Source organism: Massilia arenae, assembly GCF_008014745.1.
GTDB lineage: Bacteria > Pseudomonadota > Gammaproteobacteria > Burkholderiales > Burkholderiaceae_D > Telluria > Telluria arenae.
In genome coordinates this window covers 123,342-138,851 of the sequence record NZ_VPFD01000005.1, presented here as the reverse complement: position 1 = coordinate 138,851, position 15,510 = coordinate 123,342, and the positions used below count along the sequence as shown (strand labels likewise).

Here is a 15,510-nt window from a genome sequence, read left to right as displayed (position 1 = left end):
CGATGACAACGCCCACCGCAGTGCGTCCGCCGCTGCCGCCGTTCACCCGCGAATCCGCGATCGAAAAAGTGCGCCTGGCCGAAGACGGCTGGAATACGCGCGATGCAGCCAAGGTGTCGCTGGCCTACAGCCTGGACACCCGCTGGCGCAACCGCGCCGAATTCGTCAACGGCCGCGACGAGGCGCGCGGCTTCCTCGAGCGCAAGTGGAACAAGGAGCTCGAGTACCGCCTGATCAAGGAGCTGTGGGCCTTCACCGACAACCGCATCGCGGTGCGCTACGCCTACGAGAGCCGCGACGACTCCGGCAACTGGTACCGCTCGTATGGCAACGAAAACTGGGAATTCGGCCCGGACGGCCTGATGGTCAACCGCTATGCCAGCATCAACGACATGCCGATCAGCGAAGAAGAGCGCAAGTTCCGCTGGCCATTAGGACGCCGCCCGGACGATCATCCGGGCCTGTCCGACCTGGGACTGTAAAGGGCGCGCAAGCGTTTGACTCGCTCTGGCCCGCGCAGGAATGCGCGGGTGAGCGTCTCGACGAAAGCCTGATCGTAGCGCCCCCATGACGGCGGGGCCGGCGAAAGCGATCGAGACGAATGAGCAAGGGATTGCACGCTTCGAGCATTCATTCCCGCGGCCTGGCACTCTAGACTGGTGTTCATCCCAACCAGCCGGAGCGACGTATGAACCAGGTAACGATGTACACCACCCGCCAATGCCCCTACTGCACGATGGCCAAGCGCCTGTTGGCGGCGCGCGGCGTGACGCCGCGCGAGATCGCGATCGATGGCGACGAGGCGCGCCGCAACGAGATGGTCGACCGCACCGGGCGCCGCAGCGTGCCGCAGATCTTCATCGGCGAGCGCCACGTCGGCGGCTACGACGATCTGGCGGCGCTCGATCATGCAGGCCAACTGCAGGTATTACTGTGAAGCCGATTCCAGTGTTGCTTTTGGCGAAACAATGAATTTCTAGCGGTATCCATTCCCTAAATGGTCAGTATTTACGACAATGATGACGTGCGCCTGGCTGGCCGGGGGGCTGGCGGCGCCGTGCACTATCGGTGAACCATGATGGGAACTATGACCAGGGACGACCGCGCCAGCTACACGCTGTCGTTCGCAGAATTCGACATCGAGCCGCGCCTGCGCCGGCTCAGCCGCGGCGGCGCCGTCGTGCGCATCGGCGCGCGCGCCTTCGACATCCTGTGGCTGCTGGCCGAGGCGCCCGGGCAGGTGCTCGAGCACCGCTACCTGCTCGAACGGGCGTGGGCCGGACGCGTCGTCGGCGAGGCCAACCTGCGGGTGCAGATCGCGGCCCTGCGCCGCGCCCTGGACATCAAAGGGGTGGAACGCTACATCTTGAACGTGCCGGGACGCGGTTACCTGCTGACGGCGCCGGTGGTGCGCCGTTGATCGTCAGTCCGCTTTCCGCCTGGCCCGGGCGATCGCCGCGTTGATGCCATCCGGCCCGTAGCCCGCGTCGTGCATGCGCCGCAGCGCGTCCGGCGACGGCGCACCCGCTTGCGACAGCAGCGTCGCGACGAAGGCGAGGCAGGCGGTCGCCCTGGCCTCATGGCTGCTGCCTTCCTCGTTGGCCATCATTTCGGCGGTGTTCATGCCGGCCGCCCGGCCGCGCTCGCGCAGGCGCAGGATCAGCGGCGTGGCCGCTCCCGTCCCGGCGCGGCGGCGCGCCAGGAACAGGTCGATGCGGATCCGGGTGCGCAGGTCGAGTCCCGTGGCGGCAGAGTTCTCGTTATGCGAATTCATACGAACTCATGGTCCATCATAATGGGGATTGCGGCGGCAGATAATTGCTGAGACTGCCATTCTGCGAAATAATGAAGCCCATTGGAATCGGCGTGCTACGCAAGGCACAATTTCGCAGGGAGTAATGAGTGGACCAGATCCATCTGATGAACGTCTTCGTGGCCGTCGGCGAAGAAGAAGGCTTCGCCGCGGCGGCGCGGCGCCTGGACCTGTCGCCGGCCGCCGTCACGCGCGCCATCGCCGGTCTCGAGGAAAATCTGGGCGTCAAGCTGCTGCTGCGCACCACGCGCAATGTGCGCCTGACGGAAGCGGGCCGGCGCTACCTGGACGACACGCGCGCCATCCTGGCCAGCATCGATGAAGCCAACGAGGCGGCGGCCGGGGTCAACGCAGCGCCCAAGGGCAATCTGTCGGTGACGGCCTCGGTCCTGTTCGGCAAGACCTTCGTCATGCCCTGCATCGTGCAGTTCCTGAACGAGTATCCCGAAGTCGAGGTGTCGGCGCTGTTCCTCGACCGGATAGTGAACCTGGTCGACGAAGGCATCGACGTCGCCGTGCGCATCGGCCACCTGCCCGATTCGAGCCTGAAGGCGCTGCGCGTGGGGCAGGTGCGGCGCGTGCTGTGCGCCTCGCCCGAGTACCTGGCGCGGCAGCCCTTGCCGCAGCATCCGGCCGACCTGCTGCGCCATACGGTCATTGCCGCCACCGGCATTTCGCCGCGGGTCGAGTGGAAGTTCGGCGCGGTCGACGATCCGACCATGGTGCGCCTGCGGCCGCGCCTGACGGTGACCAGCAACGACGCCGCCATCGAGGCCGCCTGCGCCGGGCTGGGGATCTGCCGGCTGCTGTCCTACCAGATCGCCGACCAGCTGACCGCCGGCCGCCTGAAGATCGTGCTGTCCGAATACGAGGAAGCGCCATGGCCGGTGCACCTGGTGCACCGCGAGAGCAAATTCGGCTCGTCCAAGGTGCGTAACTTCATCGACCTGCTGGCCGACCACCTGCGCGCCAACCCGCATCTCAACTAGCGTCCGGTCCGGCATTGCGGCAGGCGCAACGATGTATTGTCCTGGGCGGGATTTCTCTTGGCGTCTCCGGTTCCTAGAATGGCTTCATTCGCTGCACGGCGCGGCGAACACAAGCCCACTAGGAGAAAACCATGAAAGCAGCCATCATCATCCTGTCCGATCCCAAAGCCGGCGAAGACGCGCTGGGACGCATGTTCAACGGCCTGGCCGCCGCCTACGACTTCAAGCAGAAGAACACCGAGGTCGGCATCTACTTCCAGGGCACCGGGACCCGCTGGCCGGGCGTCCTGGCCGACGGCAAGCACCCGATCCACGCCCTGTACAAGGCGGTCGAAGACAAGGTGGTGGGCATCTCCTGCGGCTGCGCCGACGTGTTCGGTGCACGCGAAGAAGCCGAGAAAGCAGGTTTCGACATGATCACCGATAACAGCGTGCCGGGCACCTCCGGCCTGCCGAGCATCGCGCAGATCGCGGCCGACGGCTATACCGTGTTCACCTTCTGAGCAGGCGGCGGAGCGCGCCGTGCACGCGGGCTCCCCTGTCGTCTCCGGTTCAGACGATAATGTCAGGGTTTATCAAAAAAACTCGGAGACAGCATGTTCGACACCGCAAGCCGGCCCGGCGCGCTCGCGCCAGGGACCGGCCCGGCCACGTTGGAAGGGGCGTACCGCAAGGCCACCTGGCGCCTGATCCCCTTCATCTTCGTCTGCTACCTGTTCAACTACCTGGACCGCGTCAACGTCGGCTTCGCCAAGCTCGAGATGCTCGACGCCCTGCAGTTCAGCGAGACTATCTATGGCCTGGGCGCCGGCATCTTCTTCATCGGCTACGTCAGCTTCGGGGTGCCGGGCAACCTGATCCTGCACCGGCTGGGCGCGCGGCGCTGGATCGCCATCATGATGATGACCTGGGGCTCGCTGTCGGCCTGCATGCTGTTCGTGACCACGCCGCTGGAGTTCTACCTGCTGCGTTTCTTCACCGGGGTGGCCGAAGCAGGCTTCTTCCCGGGCATGGTCCTGTACTTCACCAAGTGGTTCCCATCGCACAAGCGCGGCCAGGTGATGGCCTTGTTCATGTCGGCGATCCCCGTCTCGGGCCTGCTCGGCGGCCCGCTCTCGGGCTGGATGCTGAGCCACTTCGCCGACGGCCAGGGCGGCATGGCGGCCTGGCAGTGGCTGTTCCTGCTGCAGGGGCTACCCACCGTGTTCCTGGGCCTGGCGGCGCTGTTCTACCTGAACGACGGCGTGGCCCAGGCCAGCTGGCTCGGAGCCCACGAGAAGGCCGCCCTGCAAGAGGAGCTCGCGCGCGACGAGCGCGAACGCCCGCCCGGCGCGAGCGCCGTGCACTCGCTGCGCGCGCTGCTGCTCGACCGCCATGTGTGGATGCTCGGCTTTATCTATTTCAGCATCAAGATGGGGGCGTATGCGATCAACTTCTGGCTGCCGTCGATCATCCGCGAGCTCGGCTTCGAGGACGTCGGCACGGTCGGCTGGCTGAGCGCCATTCCCTACCTGTTCGCCTGCGTGTTCATGGTCATCGTGGGCCGCTCGGCCGACCGACTGCGCGAGCGTCGCTGGCACCTGTCGGCGCCGCTGCTGATGGCGCTGGCGGGCCTGGCAATGGCCGCGCACTTCTCGGACAACGCCATTCTCGCCATGATCGGCCTGTGCCTGGCAACGATGGGTGCACTCGCAGGCCTGCCGATGTTCTGGCCCCTGCCGGCCGCTTTTCTCAGCAGCGCGGCCGCGGCGGGCGGCCTGGCCCTGATCAATTCTATGGGGCAGGTGGCCGGCTTCGCCAGCCCATTCCTGGTCGGCTGGATCAAGGATCTTACCGGCAGCACCGACATCGCGCTGTATATCCTGTCGAGCGTGATGCTGGTCGGGGCCTTGCTGGTGCTGACGGTGCCGGCGCGGCTGGTGAATAGGTAAGAACTGCGCGGTGAGCACTGCGCGCTGATCAGGCGGGGCTGAGCAGCGCCGACACGTACAGCAGCAGCTTGTCTTCGCTGCGCGCCAGGTCGAGCCCCGTCAGCTCGCCGATGCGGCGCAGGCGGTAGTCGAGCGTGTTGCGGTGGATGCCGAGCGTGGCGGCGGTGGCGGCCGAGTTCTCGTGCTGGGCGAACCAGGTGTCGAGCGTGGTGCGCAGCATGGCGCGGCTCTTGTCGCCCGCCAGCCTCGCGATCGGCATGCGCAGCTGGTGCGCCTGCCAGCCGCTGTCCAACCCCGACAGCAGCACCGGCAGGGCCAGGTCGTAATAGCTGAACACCTGCTGCTGCGGCATGCGCAGGCGCCCCAGCCGGCTGGCGCTGCGCGCGCTCTGGTAAGAGATGGCGGCGCCTTCCAGGCCGGGCAGGGCGATGCCCATCGCCAGCGTGAAGGGAAGCTCGCATTCCTCGCGCACCAGCTGGGCCAGCAGGTCCAGGCGCCGCTGCGGCGTCGTCTCATAACCCTTGCGCGCCGGATCCCAGGTATCGAGCAGCACCATCTCGGACGGGCCGACGGTGGCGGTCAGCGCATCCTCGCGCCGCGCCAGGAGGCGCATCTGCAGGCGCTGGATGTCGTGCAGGGCGGCCCCGGCGTCGGCGCCGTCCGGGCGCGGCTGCAGCTCGAGCAGGAATACCAGCTGCATGCGCTCGAGGTCCAGCCCCAGGCGCCGCGCCCAGCCTTCGAGCTCGGGGCGGTGCGCGCTGTCATTACGGATCAGGTTCAGCACGAAGGCTTCGCGGTAGCGCGAGTTGTTCTGCAACTCGTTCGCCAGCGCCGCCTGCTCCAGGATCATCTCGGCCGTCAGCCGCACCAGTTCGCCGAACTGGCGGACCTCGTCCGGCGCGCCGGAGAGGCCCACCGCGCCGCACAGCTGGCCGCCCACGGAGAGGGGCAGGTTGGTGCCCGGCTGGGCGCCATGCAGCTTGCGCGCGGCGGCCGTGTCGATCTCCACGGTCAGCTTCTTGGCCAGCGCGAGCAGGGCGCCCGCATGCAGTTCGCCGACCCGCTCGCGGTTGCCGCTCGCGAGAATCACGCCGCTGGCATCCATCACATTGACGTTGAACGGGATGATCCGCATGGTGCGGGTGACGATTTCCTGGGCGAGCCGGGTGTCGAGGATGTGCATGGGGTAGTGCCTGGAAGGTGGAACGGTCCTTGTGATTATGCACAAAACTTCTTCCATCGAGGGCGCTGATTTGGGCAGATAATGGTGATTATTGTGAGGTTGCACGAAAAATGCCGACTATTTCGCGCTTCGTTTTGTGCGTGTCGCCGACGCCCGAAATCCCTTGTTTGGCCGATAATCTTGTCGATCACCCTTATTAGAAATTCGGAGACAGCATGAGCACCACCGCAAGCACATCCGGCATCCAGGACGGGGGCGCCGGCGCGGCCCTGTTGGATGGCGCCTACCGCAAGGCCACCTGGCGCCTGATCCCCTTCATCTTCGTCTGCTACCTGTTCAACTACCTGGACCGGGTCAACGTCGGCTTCGCCAAGCTCGAGATGCTCGACGCGCTCCAGCTCAGCGAAACCGTGTACGGCCTGGGCGCCGGCATCTTCTTCATCGGCTACGTGACCTTCGGCGTGCCGAGCAACCTGATCCTGCACCGGCTGGGTGCGCGGCGCTGGATCGCCATCATGATGATGGCCTGGGGCGCGCTGTCGGCCTGCATGCTGTTCGTGACTACGCCGACCGAGTTCTATGTGCTGCGCTTCTTCACCGGCGTGGCCGAAGCCGGCTTCTTCCCCGGCATGGTGCTGTACTTCACCAAGTGGTTCCCGTCGCACAAGCGCGGCCAGGTGATGGCGCTGTTCATGTCGGCGATCCCCGTCTCGGGCCTGATCGGCGGCCCGCTGTCGGGCTGGATGCTGAGCCACTTCGCCCACGGCCAGGGCGGCATGGACGGCTGGCAGTGGCTGTTCCTGCTGCAAGGCCTGCCCACCGTGTTCCTCGGCGTGGCCGTGTTCTTCTACCTGAACGACGGCATCAAGCAGGCCGGCTGGCTGACCGACGCCGAGAAGACGGCGATGCAGGACGCGCTCGACCAGGACGAGCAGCAGCGCTCGAAAGGCGTGCATGCGGTGCATTCCTTCGGCGCCGTGCTGCGCGACTGGCATGTGTGGATGCTGGGCTTCATCTATTTCAGTATCCAGATGGGCGTCTACGCGATCAACTTCTGGCTGCCGTCGATCATCAAGTCGCTGGGCTTCGAGAACGCGACCACGGTCGGCTGGCTGAGCGCCATTCCCTACCTGTTCGCCGGCGTGTTCATGGTGCTGGTGGGCCGCTCGGCCGACCGCCGGCGCGAGCGCCGCTGGCACCTGTCGGCGCCACTCCTGATGGCGCTGGTGGGCCTGCTCATTGCCGCCAATTTCTCGGACAACGCGGTGATCGTGCTGGTGGGCCTCTCCCTGGCCACGATGGGCGCGCTGACCGGCCTACCGATGTTCTGGCCCTTGCCGGCGGCCTTCCTTGGCAGCGCGGCGGCGGCCGGCGGCCTGGCCCTGATCAACTCGATGGGCCAGGTGGCAGGTTTCGTCAGTCCCTTCCTGGTCGGCTGGATCAAGGACGCCACCGGCAGCACCGACGTCGCGCTGTACATCCTGTCCACCGTCTTGTTCATCGGCGCCATGCTGGTGCTGGTCGTGCCTGCCCGTCTGGTCAATCGCTAAAAGGAGAGGTCCATGAAAATCGTCATCGCTCCAGATTCGTTCAAGGAAAGCCTGTCGGCGCTGGAAGCCGCCAGCGCCATCGAGGCCGGCTTTCGGGAGATCTTCCCGGAAGCGGTCTACGTGAAGGTGCCGGTGGCCGACGGCGGCGAGGGCACGGTCGAGGCCATGGTCGCCGCCACCGGTGGCCGCCAGGTCGTGTTGCAGGCTACCGGTCCGCTGGGGCGGCCGGTCGAGGCCTTCTATGGCCTGACCGGCGACGAATCCACGGCCGTGATCGAGATGGCCGCCGCCAGCGGCCTCGAACTGGTGGCGCCCCCCGAGCGCGATCCGCTCGTGGCCACCAGCCGCGGCACCGGGGAACTGATCCGCGCCGCGCTGGACGCCGGTGCGCGCCGCTTCATCCTCGGCGTGGGCGGCAGCGCCACCAACGATGGCGGGGCCGGCATGCTGCAGGCGCTGGGCGTCGAATTGCTCGATGCGCAAGGCGCCCAGCTGGCGCCGGGCGGCGGCGCGCTGGCTCTGCTTTCTCGCATCGACGTCTCCGGGCTCGATCCGCGCGTCAAGGACTGCGTGTTCGAGGTGGCCTGCGACGTCAGCAATCCCCTGGTGGGCCCCAAAGGCGCGTCCGCGATCTTCGGGCCGCAGAAAGGCGCCACGCCGGAGATGGTCGAGCAGCTGGACGCCAACCTGCGCCACTACGCGGGCGTGATCGCGCGCGACCTGGGCCAGGAGGTGGCCGATATTCCAGGCGCCGGCGCCGGCGGCGGCATCGCCGCGGCGATGCTGGTGTTCCTGAAAGGACGCCTGCGTCCGGGCAGCGAGATCGTGGCCGATGCGGTGGGCCTCGATGCCTTCGTGCGCGAGGCCGACCTGGTCGTCACCGGCGAGGGCCGCATCGACAGCCAGACCGTCAACGGCAAGACGCCGATCGGCGTGGCGCGCGTGGCCCAGCGCCACGGCAAGCCGGTGATCGCCATCGGCGGCTGCCTCGCAAACGACGCCCATGCGGTGCACGCGCACGGCATCGCGGCGACCTTCAGCACCGTCATGAAGGCGGGGACGGTGGCCGAGGTGCTGGCGGGCGCGCAGTTCAACCTGCAGTGCACGGCGCGCAATATCGCGGCCGCGCTCAAGCTGGGCATGGACTTGCGGCGCTAGCCAATCAATGGCGTATCGACTTTCTTGAGGGTGCGCAGCACGAAGCTCGACTTGCTGTGGCGGATGCCGGGGATCTTGTACAGGCGTTCGCGCAGCAGGCGTTCGTAGTCGCGCGTGTCTTTCACCGCGATGCGCAGGAAATAATCGTAGTCGCCCGAGATCAGCGAGGCTTCCAGCACCTCGGGAATCGATTCAAGCGCGCGCCCGAATTCATACAGCGTCTCCTCGCTGTGGCTGTCCAGCGTGACCTGCACGATCAGCTGGTCGTGGTAGCCCAGGCTGGGCAGGTCGACCTTGACCGTATAGCCCTGCAAGGCCCCGCTATCCGTCATCCGCTTGATGCGGTTCCAGCACGAGGTAGTCGACAGGCCCACCATGGCGCCGATCTCCTGCAGCGGCGTGCGCGAGTCGCGCAGCAGGATGCCAAGGATGGTCAGATCGGTCGCGTCGAAAGATTTTTTATCTTGAGTCATATATGATGAAAATTATTCAGGTAATGCGGCGATATTAGCTGAAATTATGAAGCACTTTCACGTCCTGAGTCGATAGACTTCAAGGCATGAAACCACATCCCGAATTCCTCCCGCCGCCGACCGGCAAGGTCGCCCTGACCGGCGCCGGCCTGCTGCTCGACACCCTGGTCGCCTGCGGCGTCGACACCGTGTTCGGCTATCCCGGCGGCGCCGTGCTGCCGCTATACGATGCGCTGGCCCAGGACGGGCGCCTGCGCCACGTGCTGGTGCGCCACGAGCAGGCCGCCGTCCATGCGGCGCAAGGCTATGCGCGCTCCACCGGCCGGCTGGGCGTCGTGTTCGTGACGTCCGGGCCGGGTATCGCCAACACCACGTCGGGCCTCCTCGACGCCCTGAGCGATTCGATCCCCATCCTGTGCATCAGCGGCCAGGTCGCGACCACGTCGATCGGCACGGATGCCTTCCAGGAGTGCGACGCGCTGGGCATTTCGCGCACGGTCACCAAGTGGAATACGCAGGTCCGGGCCACGCGCGACATCGTCGCCACGATCCGGCGCGCAGTGCAAGAGGCGCTCGAAGGCCGGCCCGGTCCGGTGCTGGTGGACGTGCCCAAGGATATCCAGGCGCGCGCGGTGGACGCGGCCGACTTTGGACGCCAGGTGAAACCAGCCCCGCAACTGCCGGCCGCGGGCGACGACCTGGAAGGCCTGGATGCGGCCGCGCTTTTGATCCGCCAGGCGCGGCGCCCGGTGTTCTACGGCGGGGGAGGGCTGATCAACGCGGGTCTCGACGCCTGCGCGGCCTTCACGCGTCTGGTGCGCTTGGCGGATGCGCCCTGCACGCTGACCCTGATGGGCCTCGGCGCCTTCCCGGCCTCGGACCGGCGCTGGCTGGGCATGCTGGGCATGCACGGCACGCTGGAAGCGAACCTGGCGATGCACCACGCCGACCTGGTCGTGTGCGTCGGCGCGCGCTTCGACGACCGGGTGACGGGACGGCTGGCCGACTTCTGCCCGGGCGCGAAGGTCGTCCACATCGACATCGACCCCCGCTCGATCGGCAAGGTGGTGGCGGCCGACGTCGGCCTGCGCGGCGATTGCGGCGCGGTGCTGCGCGGCCTGCTGGATCGGCTGGCCGGCCTGCGCACCGATCCGGCCCTGCTTGCGGACTGGTGGCGCACGATCGACAACTGGCGCGCCGAGCGCTGCCTGGACTTCGCCGCGCAGGATGACGTGATCGTCCCGCAGCAGCTGATGTCCACCCTGGCCGGGCGCCTGGCGGGCAGCAACGCGATCGTCTCGACCGACGTCGGCCAGCATCAGATGTGGGCCGCGCAATACCTGGGCTTCGAGGCGCCGCGCCGCTGGCTGACCTCGGGCGGCGCCGGCACCATGGGCTATGGCTTGCCGGCGGCGATCGGCGCCCAGGTCGCGCATCCGGACGCGCTGGTCGTGTGCGTCAGCGGCGATGCGTCGGTGCTGATGAACATCCAGGAGCTGTCGACCGCCGTGCAGCACCGCTGTCCGGTCAAGCTGGTCCTGTCGAACAACGGCTGCATGGGCATGGTGCGCCAGTGGCAGGAGCTGCATCACGGCGGGCGCTATAGCCACAGTTATACCGAAGCCTTGCCCGACTTCGTGGCGCTGGCGCGCGCCTTCGGGTGGGAAGCGGGGAGGGTGGAATATGCGTCCCAGCTGGAAGAAGGAATGGACGCATTCCTGGCATCGGACGGGCCCTTCCTGCTCGATGTCAGGGTGGCCCAGGCCGAGAACTGCTTCCCGATGATGCCGGGCGGGCGAGGGCACCACGAAATCATGCTGGGCAAGGATCGCTGGTATCGCGCTACTAAGTAATTGCTCGTATTGAAAATGATTCTCATTCACGATAGGATGCCGGTTTGTTCATGAATTCCGCATGCCATGCTCACGCCCGTGTCCCGTCGTCCGCTCCTGATCGTCCTTGCGCTGTCTCACGCTTTCCCTGTCTTCGCGGCGCCGCAGGAGACTGACGAGCAAGACATGCAGGCGGTGCGCGTCACCGCCACCCGGGCCCAGGGCTTCATGCCGAACACCGTGGAGGCGGGCAGCTTCCGTGGTTCGGACGTCATGGACGTGCCTTCGACCGTCAACGTGATCACGCGCGAAGTGCTCGAGCTACAGGCTGCCGCCGGCCTGTACGACGCGCTGCGCAACACGGCCGGCGTCACGCGCCAGCAAAATGGCGGCGATACCTGGGATCAGCTGGTCATCCGCGGCATCGCGGTCGAGAACCGCACCAACTACCGCCTCAACGGCTCGCTGCCGCTGATGAACTTCGGCCAGGTCTCGATGGAGAATAAAGAACGGGTCGAGGTGCTCAAGGGCGCCACCGCCCTGTACTACGGCTTCACCTCGCCGGCCGGCGTCGTCAACTTCGTCACCAAGCGCGCCGGCAGCGCGCCGGTCAACACGGTCGGTCTGACCCTGGACGACAACGGCTCCGCCGTCGCCAGCGCCGACGTGGCGCGCCGCTTCGGGCAGCGCCAGGAATTCGGCGTGCGCGTCAACGTGGCTGGCGGCACGCTCGGCTCCCACCTCGACGGCGTCGGCAACGGCAATCGCGGCTTTGGCTCGGTCGCCCTCGACTGGCGCCTGAGCGAGCGGGTACGCCTGCGCGCCGATCTCGAATACGACAAGCGGCGCGTGACCGAGCAGGCCGGCATCAACCTGCCGCCGGTGGTGGGCGGCGTCATCGCGCTGCCGCGGCCGGTCGATCCGCGGCGCCTGATCGGCCCGGACTGGGCGCGTTTCGAAACCCGTTCGCACAATGCCCAGCTACGCGCCGACATCGCCCTGAGCCAGGACTGGGCCCTGACCCTGGAGGCCGGGCACGCCGAGACCGGGCGCGAGCGCAACCTGCCGATCTTCCGCTTCGACAGCGCGGCCAGCGTCGCCGGCGGCGCCGGCCGCATCACCGGCAACTCCCAGTTCGCCGACGTCGACTCCGACATGCTGCGCGCCGAGCTGGCCGGGCGCTTCTCGACCGGCTCGCTGAGCCACGACCTGACGCTCGGCGTGAGCAGCACCGACAAGGGCCAGGCGCCGGTCTATCAGTCCACCTACACGGTCCCCTTTCAAAACCTGTACGATCCGGTCCCGATCCGCAACGCCAGCTTCGGCGCCGTGCCGACGCGGCCCACCACGGCCGCGCTGGATAGCCGCGACAAGGGCCTGTATCTGGTCGACCGCATCCAGCTGGGCCAGTGGCAGCTGATCGGCGGGGTGCGCCGGGTCGACTACCAGAGCAGCCAGGGCGCCAACCGCTACGACGTGAGCGAGACCACGCCAATGGCGGCCGTGATCTGGCGCGCCCGCGACGACTTCTCGTTGTATGCCTCGATGGCCGAAGGGCTCGAGGAAGGCGAGGCGGCGCCGGCCGGCAGCGCCAACGAGGGCACCCGCATGGCGCCGGGCGTGAGCAAGCAGAAGGAGATCGGCGCGCGCTGGCGCAGCGGCGGCGGCCTCCTGACCCAGCTGGCGCTGTTCGACATCGAGCGTCCCGGCTATTACACCAATGCCGCCAACGTGTTCACCGCCGACGGCGAGCAGCGCTATCGCGGCGTCGAGCTGTCGGCGCAGGGGCGCCTCACACGTCGCTTGTCCTGGCAGGGTTCGGCCCAGGTGCTCGATCCCGAATTCCGCGACATCGGCGCCGCCTATGACGGCAAGCTGCCCGAGAACGCGGCGCGCCGCACCGCCAGCAGTTTCCTGGCCTACGACCTGGACGCGGTGCCCGGCCTGTCGCTGACCCTGGGCGCCTATTACACGGGCAAGCGCCCGGTGAATGACCTGAACCAGGCCTGGCTGGGCGGCGTCACGCTGTTCAGCGCCGGCGGGCGCTATGCCACGCAGGCTTTCGGCAAGCGCACCACCTGGCAGCTCAATATCGATAATGCGGCCGACAAGCAGTACTGGGCGGGAGCGGGTACGCGTCTGTCGGCTGGCCTGCCGCGCCTGGTCAAGCTGTCGATGAAGGTGGACCTGTGATGGCGGCGCCCAATTCGCCACGGCGCTGGCGCCTGCCGACCATGCGCGAGGTCTGGTTCCAGCTGCACTGGTTCGTCGGCATCACGGCCGGCACCTTGCTGGCGGTGATCGGCCTGACCGGCGCCATCCTCGCTTTCGAGGACGAGATTGTCGAAGCCATCAATCCCGGCGTGTTCGCCGTCCCGGTCGAACAGCGGTCGCGCCTGGAGCCGGAACAGATCCTGCGCGCGGCCCGCCAGGCCCATCCCGGTGAACGGGTCGCCAGTCTCACATTCGAGGCGCAGCCCGGCAGCACCGTCGGCGTACGCTTCGCCCCGCCGCCAGGTGAGCGGCGCGGCCTGGAGATCCATGTCCATCCGTATAGCGGCGACATGCTGCCCGCCGTGCGCGGCGCGGCCTTTTTCCAGTTCGTCGATTCGACCCACCGCTGGCTGCTGCTGCCGCGCGCGCCGGGCCGCATCGTGCTCGGCATCCTGGCCCTGTGCCTGGTCGGGCTGGCGCTCAGCGGCCTGTACTTGCGCTGGCCGCGCAAGAAAGACTGGCGCAGCTGGCTGACCTTCAACACCTCGCTGCGCGGCCGATCCTTCCTGTGGGCGCTGCATGCGATCGCCGGCACCTGGGCCCTGGTCGCCTACCTGGTGGTGGCCGGCACCGGACTTTACTGGAGTTTCGATATCGTGCGCGGCACCTTGCAGGACTGGGCCGGCACACCGTCAGCACAGCCGCGCGAAGCCAGGTCCGCTGCCACGACGCGGGGCGAGGGCGGTCTGGCGCCGGCCTGGAATACTTTCGTGTCGACGGCGCCCGACTGGTCGAGCGCCACCATCCGCTTGCCGGAGCGCGGGAGCGGCGCCTATCAACTGACCTGGCTTGCACAGGATGCGCCGCACGACCGCGCGCGCAACCGGATGACCCTCGGCGACGATGGCGCGGTGCGCCAGGACGAACGCCATGCCGACAAGGACGCCGGCCAGCGTGCCCTGACCACCATCCGTCCGCTGCAAACCGGGACGTATTTCGGCTTGCCGGGACGGATCGTCATGATGCTCGCCAGCCTGGCCTTGCCTGGCTTCGCGATCACCGGCTGGATGCTGTATCTTGGCCGCCGGCGCCAGAAGCGTGCGCTGGCGCGCGAGCGCAGCCTGGCGGCGCAAGCCGGCACGGACACCAGCGGTGCGCCGGTGCTGGTGGCCTTTGCGACCCAGGGCGGCCAGGCCGAACGGATCGCGCTGCACAGCGCCGGCGCCTTGCGCGCCGGCGGCCGCGCGGTCGACCTGCGCGCCGTGTCGGCGCTGGCGCCGGGCGACCTGGCCGGCTACGGGCAGGCGCTGTTCGTGGCCAGTACCTTCGGCGAAGGCGAGGCGCCCGATTCCGCACGGCGCTTCAGCCGCGAATTGGAGGCATGGCAGTCCATGTTTGATGGCTGCCGCTTCGCCGTGCTGGCGCTGGGCGACCGCAATTACGCGCGTTTCTGCGGCTATGGGCATGCACTGGACCGCCGCCTGCAGGCGCTGGGCAGCAAGCCGCTGTTCCCGCTGATCGAAGTGGACCAGGGCGACGAAACGGCGCTGGGACGCTGGATGCATGCGCTGGGCGGGCTTGGCGCCAGCGCGGGCGAGCTGCCGCCAGCCGGCGAGGCCGCACCGCTGTATGACTGGGTACTTCATTCAAGGCGCCTGCTCAACCCGGGCAGCCAGGGCGCGCCGCTGTACGAAATCGCCCTGCGGCCAGGCCTCGAGGCCAGCTGGCAGGCAGGCGACTTGCTCGAGATCGTTGTTCCCGCGGCCCCGACGGCGCCACGCCGCTATTCGATCGCCAGCGTGCAGGAGGACGGCGCGGTGGAGCTGCTGGTGCGCCAGCAGCGTCACGAACACGGCCTCGGCCTGGCCTCCGGCTGGCTGACCGAACACCTGGCGGTCGGCGGATCGGTGCGCGCGCGCCTGGTCGCCAATCCGGGCTTTCATGCACCTGGCGACGACCGGCCCTGCATCTATATCGGCAACGGCTCGGGCATGGCCGGCTTGCGCGGCCATCTGCGCAGCCGCGCCGGCATGGGGCGGGGCCGCAACTGGCTGCTGTTCGGCGAGCGCCAGCGCGCTTTCGATAGCGTATGCGACGCCGAGCTGGCGGTCCTGCGGGCAGAAGGCATGCTGCCCGAACTCGACCTGGTATTTTCGCGCGACCCGGGGCCCGAATACGTCCAGGACCGCCTGCATGCGCGCGCCGACGTGCTGCGCCGCTGGATCGACGACGGCGCCACGATCCACGTCTGCGGCAGCCTGCAGGGCATGGCCGGGGCGGTGGACGAGGCGCTGGCCGCCATCCTGGGACGGGCGGAACTGGAACGCCTGATGGACGCGGGGCGCTACCGGCGCGACGTCTACTGAT

The 15,510-nt window shown here is 67.8% G+C and carries 14 protein-coding genes; 11 read left to right on the top strand and 3 right to left on the bottom strand.

Annotation, left to right across the window (positions count from 1 at the left end; genetic code table 11):
• Nucleotides 1–2 precede the first annotated feature (2 nt).
• The 3 genes from FVD38_RS06905 to FVD38_RS06895 all read left to right on the top strand — a co-directional run bounded on the left by FVD38_RS06905 (nucleotide 3) and on the right by FVD38_RS06895 (nucleotide 1,420).
• Nucleotides 3–482 (top strand): nuclear transport factor 2 family protein, encoded by a 480-nt coding sequence (locus FVD38_RS06905; RefSeq protein ID WP_147934136.1) that lies wholly within the window; start codon nucleotides 3–5, stop codon nucleotides 480–482.
• Between the two features lie 206 nt (nucleotides 483–688).
• On the top strand, nucleotides 689–937 hold the full coding sequence (grxC, locus tag FVD38_RS06900; protein WP_147934135.1) for a glutaredoxin 3: 249 nt from the start codon (nucleotides 689–691) through the stop codon (nucleotides 935–937).
• A 150-nt stretch (nucleotides 938–1,087) separates the two neighbouring features.
• Entirely contained in the window at nucleotides 1,088–1,420 is a 333-nt protein-coding gene (locus FVD38_RS06895; RefSeq protein ID WP_187271499.1) for a winged helix-turn-helix domain-containing protein, read from the top strand.
• Nucleotides 1,421–1,423: 3 nt separating this feature from the next.
• Here the strand turns inward: FVD38_RS06895 and FVD38_RS06890 are convergent, their stop codons facing one another.
• Nucleotides 1,424–1,774, bottom strand: a complete 351-nt coding sequence (locus tag FVD38_RS06890; protein ID WP_147934133.1) for a hypothetical protein — start codon at nucleotides 1,772–1,774, stop codon at nucleotides 1,424–1,426.
• A 128-nt stretch (nucleotides 1,775–1,902) separates the two neighbouring features.
• On the opposite strand from FVD38_RS06890, the gene FVD38_RS06885 reads away from it, so the two are divergent.
• The 3 genes from FVD38_RS06885 (at nucleotide 1,903) to FVD38_RS06875 (ending at nucleotide 4,733) form a co-directional block, all read left to right on the top strand.
• Nucleotides 1,903–2,802: a LysR family transcriptional regulator gene (locus FVD38_RS06885; protein ID WP_147934132.1), complete on the top strand. Its 900-nt coding sequence runs from the start codon at nucleotides 1,903–1,905 to the stop codon at nucleotides 2,800–2,802.
• Nucleotides 2,803–2,933: 131 nt separating this feature from the next.
• Complete coding sequence (locus FVD38_RS06880) at nucleotides 2,934–3,305, top strand: DsrE family protein (protein WP_147934131.1); 372 nt, start codon at nucleotides 2,934–2,936, stop codon at nucleotides 3,303–3,305.
• Nucleotides 3,306–3,398: 93 nt separating this feature from the next.
• Nucleotides 3,399–4,733: an MFS transporter gene (locus FVD38_RS06875; protein ID WP_229493466.1), complete on the top strand. Its 1,335-nt coding sequence runs from the start codon at nucleotides 3,399–3,401 to the stop codon at nucleotides 4,731–4,733.
• A gap of 28 nt (nucleotides 4,734–4,761) precedes the next feature.
• Here the strand turns inward: FVD38_RS06875 and FVD38_RS06870 are convergent, their stop codons facing one another.
• Nucleotides 4,762–5,916: a sugar diacid recognition domain-containing protein gene (locus tag FVD38_RS06870; RefSeq protein WP_147934130.1), complete on the bottom strand. Its 1,155-nt coding sequence runs from the start codon at nucleotides 5,914–5,916 to the stop codon at nucleotides 4,762–4,764.
• Nucleotides 5,917–6,131: 215 nt separating this feature from the next.
• Between FVD38_RS06870 and FVD38_RS06865 the strand changes: the two genes are divergently transcribed.
• The gene (locus FVD38_RS06865) at nucleotides 6,132–7,466 is read left to right on the top strand and encodes an MFS transporter (RefSeq protein ID WP_222706891.1); all 1,335 of its coding nucleotides are present in this window, start codon (nucleotides 6,132–6,134) and stop codon (nucleotides 7,464–7,466) included.
• Between the two features lie 12 nt (nucleotides 7,467–7,478).
• The gene (locus FVD38_RS06860) at nucleotides 7,479–8,624 is read left to right on the top strand and encodes a glycerate kinase (protein WP_147934129.1); all 1,146 of its coding nucleotides are present in this window, start codon (nucleotides 7,479–7,481) and stop codon (nucleotides 8,622–8,624) included.
• On the opposite strand, the gene FVD38_RS06855 is transcribed toward FVD38_RS06860, so the two are convergent.
• Nucleotides 8,621–9,097, bottom strand: a complete 477-nt coding sequence (locus FVD38_RS06855; protein WP_147934128.1) for an Lrp/AsnC family transcriptional regulator — start codon at nucleotides 9,095–9,097, stop codon at nucleotides 8,621–8,623. The two genes, FVD38_RS06860 and FVD38_RS06855, sit on opposite strands and share 4 nt — an antisense overlap.
• An 86-nt stretch (nucleotides 9,098–9,183) precedes the next feature.
• Here FVD38_RS06855 and ilvB point away from each other — a divergent pair, with 86 nt between their 5' ends.
• The 3 genes from ilvB to FVD38_RS06840 all read left to right on the top strand — a co-directional run bounded on the left by ilvB (nucleotide 9,184) and on the right by FVD38_RS06840 (nucleotide 15,509).
• Nucleotides 9,184–10,950, top strand: coding sequence for a biosynthetic-type acetolactate synthase large subunit (gene ilvB / locus FVD38_RS06850; protein ID WP_147934127.1), 1,767 nt, complete (start codon nucleotides 9,184–9,186; stop codon nucleotides 10,948–10,950).
• A gap of 66 nt (nucleotides 10,951–11,016) precedes the next feature.
• Nucleotides 11,017–13,122, top strand: a complete 2,106-nt coding sequence (locus FVD38_RS06845) for a TonB-dependent siderophore receptor (RefSeq protein ID WP_147934126.1) — start codon at nucleotides 11,017–11,019, stop codon at nucleotides 13,120–13,122.
• A complete protein-coding gene (locus FVD38_RS06840; protein ID WP_147934125.1) occupies nucleotides 13,122–15,509 on the top strand; it encodes a PepSY domain-containing protein in 2,388 nt (795 codons plus the stop codon). Before FVD38_RS06845 ends, FVD38_RS06840 begins: the two co-directional genes overlap by 1 nt.
• Nucleotide 15,510: the final 1 nt, after the last annotated feature.